Annotated in this window: 11 protein-coding genes; 7 read left to right on the top strand and 4 right to left on the bottom strand. The window is 41.9% G+C overall.

Translation table 11 applies throughout. The features are described from left to right. The first annotated feature begins 269 nt into the window (after positions 1–269). From NSQ72_RS15210 to NSQ72_RS15180, 7 genes are all read left to right on the top strand, one after another. The gene (locus tag NSQ72_RS15210; protein WP_073979015.1) at positions 270–2369 is read left to right on the top strand and encodes a heavy metal translocating P-type ATPase; all 2100 of its coding nucleotides are present in this window, start codon (positions 270–272) and stop codon (positions 2367–2369) included. A gap of 141 nt (positions 2370–2510) precedes the next feature. Continuing rightward, complete coding sequence (locus NSQ72_RS15205) at positions 2511–3197, top strand: DsbA family protein (RefSeq protein WP_058838164.1); 687 nt, start codon at positions 2511–2513, stop codon at positions 3195–3197. Continuing rightward, complete coding sequence (locus NSQ72_RS15200) at positions 3194–3607, top strand: disulfide oxidoreductase (protein ID WP_047202387.1); 414 nt, start codon at positions 3194–3196, stop codon at positions 3605–3607. Before NSQ72_RS15205 ends, NSQ72_RS15200 begins: the two co-directional genes overlap by 4 nt. 150 nt (positions 3608–3757) lie before the next feature. Continuing rightward, a complete protein-coding gene (locus NSQ72_RS15195; RefSeq protein ID WP_144494133.1) occupies positions 3758–4369 on the top strand; it encodes a trimeric intracellular cation channel family protein in 612 nt (203 codons plus the stop codon). A 312-nt stretch (positions 4370–4681) separates the two neighbouring features. Further along, positions 4682–6697 (top strand): Na+/H+ antiporter, encoded by a 2016-nt coding sequence (locus NSQ72_RS15190; RefSeq protein WP_341084464.1) that lies wholly within the window; start codon positions 4682–4684, stop codon positions 6695–6697. 63 nt (positions 6698–6760) lie between these two features. Further along, a complete protein-coding gene (locus NSQ72_RS15185; RefSeq protein WP_341085042.1) occupies positions 6761–7630 on the top strand; it encodes an ROK family protein in 870 nt (289 codons plus the stop codon). Positions 7631–7699: 69 nt separating this feature from the next. Next, on the top strand, positions 7700–8545 hold the full coding sequence (locus NSQ72_RS15180) for an aldo/keto reductase (RefSeq protein WP_341084462.1): 846 nt from the start codon (positions 7700–7702) through the stop codon (positions 8543–8545). Between the two features lie 39 nt (positions 8546–8584). On the opposite strand, the gene modB is transcribed toward NSQ72_RS15180, so the two are convergent. From modB to NSQ72_RS15160, 4 genes are all read right to left on the bottom strand, one after another. Then, entirely contained in the window at positions 8585–9250 is a 666-nt protein-coding gene (gene modB / locus NSQ72_RS15175) for a molybdate ABC transporter permease subunit (protein WP_099663698.1), read from the bottom strand. Continuing rightward, positions 9250–10026: a molybdate ABC transporter substrate-binding protein gene (gene modA, locus NSQ72_RS15170; protein ID WP_341084460.1), complete on the bottom strand. Its 777-nt coding sequence runs from the start codon at positions 10024–10026 to the stop codon at positions 9250–9252. The genes modB and modA overlap by 1 nt, the downstream gene beginning before the upstream one ends. A gap of 116 nt (positions 10027–10142) precedes the next feature. Continuing rightward, positions 10143–11993 (bottom strand): LTA synthase family protein, encoded by a 1851-nt coding sequence (locus tag NSQ72_RS15165; RefSeq protein ID WP_341084458.1) that lies wholly within the window; start codon positions 11991–11993, stop codon positions 10143–10145. 123 nt (positions 11994–12116) lie between these two features. Further along, positions 12117–12602, bottom strand: coding sequence for a metal-dependent hydrolase (locus NSQ72_RS15160; protein WP_341084457.1), 486 nt, complete (start codon positions 12600–12602; stop codon positions 12117–12119). Positions 12603–12732: the final 130 nt, after the last annotated feature.

Genomic DNA, 12732 nt, shown 5'->3' with positions numbered 1-12732 from the left:
CTTTTGTAAAGAGAAAAACTGAAAACGATCGTTTTTATGTTATGCGGGGAGCAGGGGACATGAGCTTGGTTTATTGAAAATCCGTATGACAGAATCGGACACAAAAAAACCAATTATTTCTTCATAAATGATTGACAGAAGACAAGAACTCCTCATATAATAAAGGTAATCCAATATATGAATATATGCTCATATATAAAGTTTTTGATTTTTAATAGGTTTAATCGATCCAGGGAACGTTACTTATCATATAGAAAAAAGGTGAGAACATGAAAAAAATGAAGGATGAATACGTATTAAACGGTCTTGATTGTGGAAACTGTGCACGTAAAATTGAAACAGGTGTCAGCAAAATGGATGGCGTTGAAGCTTGTTCCGTTAATTTTGCGACAGGGACATTGACTGTCACACATGCAGATAAGCAAGAAACGATGTCAAAGCGTATTGAAAAAACGGTTCAGTCCATCGAACCTCATGTGAGTGTATCACCAAAAGAAGAAGGCCATCATCACGATCATGATCATGGGACAAAGAATTTAAAAGCGATTGTGCTGAAATTAATTGGCGGTGCAGTCATTGGAACAGCGGCTTATTTCATACCAGAAGATGGCTTACTAAAATTCATCACGTTTTTCGCAGCCTATTTACTAGTCGGCGGTGATGTTGTTTTTAAAGCGCTGAAAAATATCGTGCGCGGCCAAGTATTTGATGAGAACTTCTTAATGACCATTGCAACAGCTGGCGCTTTTGTGATTCAGCAATATCCAGAGGCACTGGCAGTGATGCTGTTTTACCAAATTGGAGAGCTGTTCCAAGGGGCAGCAGTGAATCGTTCAAGACGATCCATTAGTGAATTAATGAATATTCGCCCTGAATATGCGAATCTCAAAGTAGGAAATGAAACGAAAAAAGTGAAGCCGGAAGAAGTAAAAGTCGGTGATCGTATCGTCGTGAAACCGGGCGAAAAAATTCCACTCGATGGCCTCGTCATTGAAGGCTTTTCACTCGTGGATACCTCCGCATTAACAGGGGAGTCAGTGCCGCGGGATGTAGAAGCAGGGAAGGAAGTTCTTGCAGGATTTGTGAATCAAAACGGGATTCTTGAAATTGAAGTACAAAAAGGACTTAGCGAATCGGCAGTGACGAAAATTTTAGACTTGGTTGAGAATGCGAGCAGCCGAAAAGCGCAGACAGAAAACTTTATCACAAAGTTTGCAAAATACTACACACCGGCTGTTGTTGTATTGGCATTACTGCTTGCCTTTGTGCCGCCGCTTCTCATTCCATCAGCACAATTGTCTGACTGGGTTTACCGAGCACTTGTTTTCCTTGTTATTTCATGTCCATGTGCGCTTGTCGTGTCCATCCCATTAGGATTCTTCGGGGGAATTGGGGCAGCTTCTAAACGAGGCATCCTTGTAAAAGGCAGTAACTATTTAGAAGCACTGAACTCTGTGAGCTATGCTGTATTTGATAAGACGGGCACACTCACAAAAGGAAACTTTACAGTGACCAATATCGTGACAACTAGTGAAAAGTGGTCAGAAGAGGAGCTGCTTTCTTTTGCAGCTTTAGCAGAAGCTCATTCTTCACATCCGATTGCTGAATCAATTAAAGCAGCATATGGTTCGCCGCTTGATGAAAGCCAGATTGAAGCATATGAGGATATTGCAGGACATGGAATTAAAGCGACCATCAGTGGTTCACAAGTCTTAGCGGGAAATCACCGTTTGATGGAACGAGAAGGCATTTCATATGAAAAAGAAAAACGAAGCGGAACGGTTGTGTACATGGCGATTAACGGTGAGTTTGCCGGATCGATCTTGATTGCAGATGAATTAAAGGATGATGCAATTGAAGCTGTCTCCGCTCTAAAAGCGTCTGGCATTCAAACTGTCATGCTGACTGGTGATGCCAAACAAGTCGGAACAGCGGTCGCCCAGCAAATTGGCATAGATGAAGTACATGCAGAATTATTACCGCAGGATAAAGTAACAAAATTAGAAGAAATTGATCAGAAAAAAGCGCCTCAAGAAAAATTATTATTTGTTGGGGATGGCATTAATGATACACCGGTATTAGCAAGAGCAGACATAGGTATTGCGATGGGCGGACTTGGTTCAGATGCAGCGGTAGAAGCGGCTGATATCGTCATTATGACAGACCAGCCGTCAAAAGTTGCAGAAGCCATCGCTGTCGCTAAACGAACAAGAAGGATTGTCTGGCAGAACATTGCATTTGCTCTTGGGGTTAAAGGGGTTTTCCTATTACTCGGTGCATTTGGTATTGCGACCATGTGGGAAGCCGTCTTCTCGGATGTCGGTGTGACCGTACTAGCTGTTTTAAATGCCATGAGGGTGATGAAATAAAATTGTAAGGAAAAATTCATTAATACCATCTTTCATAATGAATCCCCTCTTGTTAAAATAGAAGAAGTTGGATAATGGCATTATTCTAAGCTATTATCCTTTTTCTTTTGAAGGAATGAAAAAGATAAGGTAGGTGCTTATGTGAGTAAAAAAAATAATCAATCTTCATCCATTAAATTTGCTGTTATTTTAACCATTATCGCAGCTCTTCTCATCGGATTATTCGTCGTCATTGGGAACAACAACAGCAAAGAAGCACAAACGGTTGACAGTAAGCCTTCTATTAAAGGACAGCCTGTCATGGGAGATAAAAACGCAGCCGTGCAAATTGTCGAGTTTGGGGATTATAAATGTCCTTCATGTAAATCATTTGAAACAGACATTTTCCCAAAACTGAAAGCGGACTACATAGATAAAGGCGATGTATCATTTTCGTTTATTAACTTGCCACTTCCTGTTCATGGAGATGGCGCTGTATTAGCAGCACTAGCTTCTGAAGAAGTGTGGAAGGAAGATCCGAAAAACTTTTGGGCATTTCATGAAGCTGTCTATCAAGCACAGCCAGATAGTGAAGCAGAATGGGTCACGCCTGCTAAGCTGACGGAGCTAGCGAAAAAGACAACAAAAGTAGATACGGACAAGCTTAAAGATAACCTATCGAAGAAAACATATCAGCCGCAGCTGAACACAGACGATCAGCTTGTGAACCAATATAAAGTGAATGCAACACCAACTCTTTTCATTAACAATAAACAAGTCCAAAACTTTTATGACTATGATGAAATCAAAGAATTAATTGATCAAGAGCTCAAAGGGAAAAAATCATGAAGAATAAGCTTGTTTACTTATACAGTGCTTGGATCGTCTCTATCGTTGCGACGATGAGCAGCCTGTATTTAAGTGAAGTAAAAAAGTTTATCCCATGCGATATGTGCTGGTTTCAGCGCATTTTCATGTACCCGCTTGTGCTTTTACTTGGAATTGCGACATTCAGAGGCGATGTCAAAATAAAATATTATGTCCTGCCTTTGGCTGTGATAGGCGCTTGTTTTTCTATTTATCATTATATGGAACAAAAGATACCTGGCTTTGCATCGATTCGCCCTTGCCTGAGCGGTATTCCTTGTTCTGTTGATTATTTGAACTGGTTTGGTTTTATCACGATTCCACTACTAGCCCTTATTGCATTTATTCTCATCATCATTAGTATGCTGCTGTTAAATGCAAAAGAAGATTGAAAGAGATAGCCTGCTACTAAAGCGGGCTATTTTTTATTTTTGCAAAAAGATAAAATTTAAAGAAAATTTGTATTGCTTTTCGCCTGTGTCAGATATACATTAAGGGAGTAGTATTAGATGATTAGATAATGGTAAGGAGATAAGCGGAAAATGGCATGGGAAGTCTTAAGTATCATTGGCATTGTCGCATTCGCCATTAGTGGTGCGATTGTGGCAATGGAGGAAGAGTACGATATTCTTGGTGTGTACATTTTAGGGATTGTAACAGCATTTGGCGGTGGAGCGATTCGGAATCTATTAATTGGTCTTCCGGTGTCTGCTTTATGGTCACAGGGCAAAATGTTTACGATTGCCCTTGTATCTATTACGATTGTGTTTCTTTTTCCAAAGCTTTTGCTCAAACACTGGAGCACTTGGGGAAATTTCTCGGATGCGATCGGTTTAGCAGCGTTTGCGATTCAAGGCGCACTATTTGCTGTGCAAAGAGAACTCCCGCTCAGTGCGGTCATTGTGGCAGCCATTTTGACTGGAAGCGGCGGCGGAATTGTACGTGATTTATTAGCAGGACGAAAGCCGCTTGTGCTAAAAGCAGAAATTTACGCCGTATGGGCAGCTTTTGGCGGCTTATTCGTCGGACTCGGCTTAGCGCAAGGCGAGCTAGCTTTATATCTGCTGTTTGTCATCCTCGTCGTATGCAGGGTTTGTTCCTACTTATTCAAATGGCGTCTTCCTGCCAGGTCTTATTTTTTAAATAAAGGGTGAAACGAAAAAAGGGCGATTTCGCTCTTTTTTTGTGTTTAATAAGAGCTGATTGTCAGCAGATGTTGGAGTTTTCGTGTAAAATAAAAGTAGGTCTATTGTTCATCATTTGAACAATACATATGATGAAAATTTTGTCAGCAGGCTGAATATCTGGATTCAGCCTTTTTTTGCCTAGATGGATTGTTATGTGTTGGTTTCACTTTTTGCGGAATACTAAAGAAGCACTTCTGATCGGACGGATGGATGAAATGAACACATCTTTGCATGTAAGCAAAACTTGACGAAAAATATACATAGGAGGGACATGTACTAGTGGAGATTTTTTTGGCAGTGCTCGTACTACTGGCACTCATTGCAGCATCTAATATTATCAATCGTTTTGTCCCCTTTATTCCTGTTCCGTTAATTCAAGTGGGCTTAGGAATATTGGTGGCAGCTTTTCCTTCAGGTTTACATATTTCTTTAAATCCTGAACTCTTCTTCGTTCTATTTATTGCGCCGCTGTTATTTAATGACGGGAAGCGTACCCCAAGGGACGAGCTTTGGAAATTAAGAGCACCTATTCTTCTTTTAGCACTTGGTTTAGTGTTTGCGACCGTGATTGTAGCGGGATATACCATTCATTGGATGATTCCAAGCATACCGCTTCCAGCCGCATTTGCGCTTGCAGCGATTTTATCACCGACAGATGTCGTGGCAGTAAGTGCTTTATCCAGCCGTGTGAATATGCCAAAGGGCATCATGAGACTGCTGGAAGGCGAAGGGCTGATGAACGATGCATCAGGACTTGTCGCCTTTAAATTTGCCATTGCCGCAACAGTGACGGGAGCCTTTTCAATTGCTCAGGCATCCTTTAGCTTTGTCCTCATTGCCGCAGGTGGTTTATTAACTGGATTTATTCTATCCTTCTTTATCATTCGTTTTCGCTATTTTCTCCGCCGTTTAGGAATGGACGATGTCACGATGCATATCATCCTGCAAATCCTTACACCATTTGTGATTTATTTAGCAGCAGAAGAAATTGGTGTATCCGGAATTTTAGCCGTTGTGGCCGGTGGTGTGACGCATGCCATTGAGCAAGATCGAATGGAAGCGAATTTAGCCAAACTGCAAATTGCTTCATCAAACACATGGAATATTATTTTATTTATTTTAAACGGACTTGTTTTCGTCTTACTTGGATTGCAGATTCCGGATGTTTCTACAGTCATTTTCCAAGATGAATCCTTTAACAACATGCAGGTGATTGGTTACATCTTAATTATTACACTGTGTCTCATGGTGCTGCGGTTCTTATGGGTATGGCTGTTCTGGGCAGGAAAATGGAGTGCAACAAAAAAGCAAAATGTGAAAAAGCCGAAGTTTCGCGCCTCGATGCTGATGACATTCTCTGGTGTCCGCGGGGCTGTGACATTAGCAGGTGCCTTTTCAATACCATTTACGCTTGCGGACGGATCACCATTTCCTGAGCGGCACTTGATTATTTTCCTCGCAGCAGGCGTGATCCTATGTACACTCATTTTAGCTAGTGTGTTACTGCCTCTTTTATCTGAGAAAAAAGACAAGCAGGTCGACGTGGACTTGGATACAAAGATTCAGCATGCAAAACGGAAGCTGCTCAGAAGTGCTATTAAAACGTTAAAAGAAGGGATGAATGAGGACAACAGGGAAGTATCCCTTGCACTCATCAATGATTACCGAATGAAGCTGAGAAATATCCAGCGTGAACCATACCAATTCGGGATGAGAAGACAAGAGCGGAAAATCAGACTGCACGGTATCAAAGCAGAACAGATGAAACTTCAACAATTAATTGATGAAGAGAAAATTGACAAGGAAGAAGCTTATGAGCTGCAAGAGAGATTTCATGAGCTGGAAATGCTGTATTCAAACTCCTTCAAAATTCGTTTTTCAAAAGTGAAGTTTCTGCGTTTGCTTCAATGGCTGCAATTATGGCGGCCGAATCAGCACATTTCAAGCGGTATTTTAGAAAAAGAGGACTCGTATAAACAAATCCGTAAGAAAACGGCTGAAGCTGCGGTAGACTCGATCAAACAGCATATGACAGATGAAAACCAGCAAACGTGTCATCAAGTCATTGGTTTTTACAACCAAGTCATTTTCCGATGTGAACACGGTCCAAGCTTCTTCCAGCAAAAAGACCGTTCATTTGACCGGAAGAAAAAAGAGCTTAACTTCCAAGCTGTACAGACGATTCGAAATGAAATACAAACCTTATATGAAGATGGTGAGATCAACCGTGATATTGCCCATCATTTAAGAGAGTATATCAATGACATGGAAGCTGTTCTGCTTACCAATACGTGATGTTGTCATCTTCTCCCCCGTGTTTTATGATGAAGAAAGAGAACGAGCAGGGGGAGATCAATGATGGCCTATTATGGAGCAATTGAAGCTGGGGGTACAAAATTTTGTTGTGCAATCGGTAATGAGCATGGAGACATCTTAGAGGAAATGACGATTCCGACAGAGCACCCGGATCAAACAATACAAAAGATCATTCCATTTTTGAAGCAGCATGACATTGCAGCATTAGGGGTTGGCTCCTTTGGACCCATTTGTGTTCAACAGGACGATCCTTCATACGGCTATATCATGAACACACCGAAAGTGGAGTGGAAGCAATACCCGTTCATTCCTGAGCTTGAGAAGCAATTAGGTGTCCCCGTATCTTTTACAACCGATGTCAATGCCGCAGCACTAGGTGAATTAACAAAAGGGGCAGCCAAAGGGCTAAGCAGCTGTTTGTATATCACGGTCGGGACAGGCATTGGTGCGGGGGCTGTTGTGAAAAATGAGCTTCTACACGGTCATTCACATCCTGAGATGGGGCATATCCTTGTCAGGCAGCATGAATCTGACCCATTTGCAGGTGTCTGCCCGACACATGGAAATTGCTTAGAAGGACTGGCAGCTGGACCAGCGATTGAGAAAAGGTGGGGGAAACCTGCCAAAGAGTTGACGCAGGATGAAGCGGTTTGGGCACTTGAAGCGGATTATTTAGCGCAGGCGCTTATGCAATACTCGCTCATTTTAAGCCCAGAGCGCATCATCATGGGCGGAGGCGTCATGAAGCAAAAGCAGCTTTTCCCACTCATTCGAGAGAAGCTAGCTGCTTATGTCAATGATTATGTGGACCTGCCGCCGCTTGATACATACATTGTCTCCCCTAAACTTGAGGACAAGGCTGGCATGACAGGTGCGCTGCTCTTAGCTATCGAAGCGAAGAGAAACGCCTGATAATAGAGTTTTGAAGCGCAACATGAGATAATGAAAGAGATGGAATCTATAAAAAAGGTGGTTGTTAAAATGGTCAAAAGCTTGAATGATACCGTAACACTGAATAACGGAGTCGAAATGCCTTGGTTTGGTTTAGGTGTATTCAAAGTGGAGGACGGCAATCAAGTGGTAGATGCCGTAAAAGCAGCCATACGGAACGGATATCGCAGCATTGATACGGCAGCTGTTTATAAAAATGAGACAGGCGTAGGAAAAGCGATTAAAGAATCTGGTGTGAAACGAGAAGATTTATTCATTACGTCTAAAGTATGGAACACAGATCAAGGCTATGATAAAGCGCTTGAGGCGTTTGACGCAAGCTTAAACCGATTAGGTCTTGATTACTTAGACCTCTATTTGATTCATTGGCCTGGACCAAAAGCAGATACATTTAAAGACACATGGCGCGCACTTGAGAAGCTTTATAAAGACGGGAAAGTCAGAGCCATTGGAGTCAGCAACTTCTATATTCAGCATTTAGAAGAGCTGTTAAAAGATGCTGAGGTTGTTCCAGCTGTGAACCAAGTGGAGTTTCACCCGAAACTGACACTTGTTGAACTGCGTCAATATGCAAAGGAAAAAGGCATTCAAATTGAGGCATGGTCTCCGCTGATGCAAGGGAAGCTATTAGATCATGACGTTTTGAAAGACATTGCTGCACGCTACAACAAATCTGTTGCTCAAGTCATCTTGCGCTGGGATCTGCAAAGCGGTGTCGTGACAATTCCTAAATCAATCAATGAAGAACGTATTAAACAAAATGCAGACATCTTTGACTTTGAGCTTTCTAAAGAAGACATGGAAAAAATCGATGCATTAAACAATAACGAACGCGTCGGCTCGAATCCAGAGACGATGACGGTTGGGTTTGAATAAATAAAAAAATCCTCTTTCTCATGTGAGAAAGGGGATTTTTTACGTACTGCTTCGGCGCACAGCCAACAGCATGATAAAAGATAGGATCACAATACAAATTGTCCACGCCCAAGCAAGCTCCATTCGTCCGGAATCAATCGCCACATAGATAGCGGTTGGGAGTGTTTGCGTTTTTCCTGGGATGTTGCCGGCAAACATTAAGGTCGCCCCAAATTCTCCAAGGGCTCTGGCAAAGCTGAGGATGCTGCCTGATAAGAGGGAAGGCAGGGCAAGTGGTACTGTAATATAGGCAAAGACTTGAAATGAATGAGCACCATCTACTTTTGCAGCCCCTTCAATGTCTGACTCAATCGTAGAAAATCCAGCCTTTGCAGATTGATACATAAGCGGGAATGCCACAACTGTTGATGCAATAACTGCCGCCCACCATGTGAAAATGATCGGCTGGTGAAAGATCCATTCAATCGCGCCCCCGATCATGCTATGCCTTCCGAATATGACGAGCAATAAAAAACCTACAACCGTTGGTGGGAGGACAAGCGGAAGCATCAACAGCGTTTCCACAATCATTTTTCCTTTAAACGAGCTTCGTGCCATCCAAAAGCCAATCGTTGTGCCAAAAACAGTGGCAAGCAGCCCGCTCACAAAAGCAACCTGAACGGACAGCCAAATAGGAGATAGAAATTCTTCAGTCATCATAGGCATTAATTCACTTGAAAGCCGTACTTTTTAAAAATTGATTTGGCTGTTTCTGATTGAAGAAATTGAAAAAAGGACTTGGCTTCCTCTACATGTTCTGTCCCTTTGACGATTCCAACTGGGTAAATGATCGGGGAGTGCATGTCCTGATTGGCTTCAGCCGCAATCTTTACTTTTTTGGAAACGAGGGCATCTGTCTTATACACAACACCAGCTTCCACATTTCCTGTTTCTACGTAGCTTAAAACTTGCCGCACATCCTTGCCGTATACAGCGTTCTTTTTCACTTGATCCCAGATGTTCAGCTTTGTGAAAATCTCTTTGCCGTATTTACCAGCAGGAACGGATTCTGGTGTGCCAAGAGCAATCTTCCCTTTTATGTGCTGGGCGTCTTGAAAGCTTTTAAGAGAGGAAGAATGATCATTTGGCACAATGAGTACAAGCTCATTTTGGATGGCATCCTTGATAAAATGTTGATCGATATCTCCAGATTGCACAAGCTCATCAAAGGGCGCTTCAGCTGCTGAGAAAAAGAGATCCGCTTTTGCCCCTTGCGCGATTTGCTGCTTCAATGCGCCGGATGACCCGAAATTATTTGTTAATGTCACATTCGGGTGCTCATCATTAAAGGCGGATTCAATTTCCTTTAGTGCATCCTGAAGACTTGCCGCTGCTGAAATGACAAGCTCTGTTTTTTTGCTTGTATCCGATGACTTCATCTCTGTTTGACACCCGCTCAGGAGCAAGCAGATGGCGATGAAGGCGAAGAACGCATACTTCATGTTCACACCTCTTATTATTCAATATCATATGTATTCTTTATTATAAGCAAACTTATTTGACCATTCATAGGCTTTCAGTAAAAAGAGAAAAGAAAAAGCCGCCAGATGGCGACTTTTTAATGCTGATAAAAACGCAGCAAATTCCCATTGATCACTTTGTCTGATAAGGAAAGTTCTTTATTGGCTTTTTCGATATAAGGCTGACACACCTCATCCTGTTCAACAGGTTCTTTTGTTTTTTGATCATAGCAGGTGTTCTTTGTATAGAGATAATCATCTGTAATAAAGTTCCCGTTTCTCAAAACAGCAAAAGGCGTCCGTTCGTTTGAAAATAAGTCATTGCCAAATTGAATGGCATCCTTCGTTTCAATACCGAGTAAGTGCAGGAGTGTCGGTTTCACGTCGATTTGCCCAGCTGTTTCAGAAATTGTCTGCGGTGCTTGATCTGTGACCCCCGGAATGTAAATTAAAAAGGGCACCCGCTGCAATTTCACAGCATCAAACGGTGTGATTTCATCTTTTTTGAGCAGCTCTGCCATTGCCTGGTGGTGTGCCTCGGAGATACCATAGTGATCCCCCATGAGGACAAACATCGTATTGTCATACAGTCCTTCTTCTTTCATGCGGTCAAAAAATGTCTTAATGGCTTCATCCTGATAGCGGACGGTCGTCACATAGCGGTTTAAAATGGTGCTGGACGAATCATATTCATCAATCAATTGATCCTTTGGATCGATTTCAAATGGAAAGTGATTGGTCAAGGTAATAAACGTGCTGTAATAAGGCGCCTTCAACTTTTTTAAATAATCAATGGATTGGTCAAAGAAGTCAATATCCTTTAAGCCCCAGCCAGTTGAATTCTGTTCATTGACCTGATACGAATCGACATCATAAAAACGGTCAATCCCAAACGATTCATACATGACATCACGATTCCAAAACGTTTTATTATTCGCATGGAATTGGACGGATTGATAGTTCTCTTTTTTCAACTGCTTGTATAACGTGTCGTATTCGTTGTCACTCGCTGTGAAAAAGACTGCGCCGCTGCTAGATGGGTAGAGGGAATTTGCGACAATAAACTCTGAATCCGATGTCTTTCCTTGCTCAGTCTGCTGATAAAATTCATCAAAATAAAAACTCTTTTTAGCGAGTTGATTTAAAAAGGGGGTGATGTATTGTCCATTTACCTTTTGATCAACGACAAATTGCTGTGTTGATTCGAGTGAAATGAACACAACGTTCTTACCTTTAGCAAGTCCAAAGTACTCTTCGTTTGGTGCACTGTAATCAGCCTTTGTGTAGTTTGCTACGGTTGAAAGTGTATCTTCATCTGCAAAGGCTTTTTGTCCAATACGCGCTGTTTGGGCAGCCCCGTCATATAGGTGGAACTGGAACAGCCCAAGGTTTCGTACAATCACTTCTCGATCATAAGAGCTTGTCAGAAAGCGAGGGTGATCCATCATGGCTGAACTGACATGAAACAATAGAAAGCTGCAGCACACCGCATAATATGTTTTGATCGTTTTAAAGGAGGCTTTTGGCGGTAAAGGTTTGCGCTTTAAAAGCCACGCCAGCACCACGAAATCAATGAGCATCAGTAAAAACAGCGGGTGAAATAATTCTGTCATACTGCTGCCCATATCTCCCATGTTTTTCGCTTGGAATAATACAGGGATTGTAATGAAATCAATATAAAATCCATAAAAGATCGTATTCGATATGAGAATCGCCGTCAAAATCAAATTTGCGGTTAATAAAAATACCTTTTGCTTCTTTTCATTTAAAAAAAGAGCAATCCCAAACAAAGGGAGCAAAAAGCTAAGTGGATTGATCAAAAGCAGCCATTCATGAAACAGATTGGCCGTTCGTATGTGAAATCCGAATTGATAAATGATGTATGTTTTCATCCACATGAAGAGGATGGAGTACACTAAAAACCAGTGATTTTTGAAAAACGCTTTCATTTATGTAGCTCCTCACCATTCTGTATTCAGCTGCAAGGCAAAAACACTTATCTTAAACCTACTAAAAAAATGAGGAATGATCAATTCATATCCTGTGTTTTTCGGAAAACTCTTTCTGATTCATTAGAATGGGATGGAGATGCCGCAGAGGACAGCGATGTAATAGCAGGTAACGACGGTGAGAGCAGCTAGTACGACTTGTTCTCCTGTGCTGCCTGTTTTGACATAGAAGGGAAGACGCACTTTAATGGAAGCCGGAAATAAAAATTTAATCCCATTCACTGTTCCTGCATCCAGAATGAGATGGCTTGCCATCCCGACTAGTAAACCGATACTTAAGCTGTCATTTGGAATGTATGTTGTTGCTAGAAAATAAATGATCAGCAAAAATAATAAACTGTGTGTAAACGTGCGATGACCGAACACACTGCTGATCAGTGTCGAGAGCAGCGGGAATTTTCTGCCGATTTTACTTTTTGTATGGCAAAGATCAGGGATCAGAGCACCTGCTGATCCAGCAGCAGCCATCTTCACTGGGTCGAATCCATAATAGTAGGCAACGGCTGTGGAGGCGGCAATTCCGCCCATGATGTGTGTTTTTCCTGTCATGATGCGTACTCCTGTTCTATCTTTAGTTCAAGTACTCACTATATCAAGGGTAGATTCATTCAGCAAGGCTTATTTCTAAAGAAAAAGAGGCCAAAAGGGTTGGCTGAATGGAAAAACATTCTATAATAAG

Source organism: Bacillus sp. FSL R5-0659, from assembly GCF_038008785.1.
GTDB lineage: Bacteria > Bacillota > Bacilli > Bacillales > Bacillaceae > Bacillus > Bacillus safensis.
The sequence above is the reverse complement of the archived record's forward strand: the minus strand, read 5'-3'. Positions and strand labels throughout refer to the sequence as shown.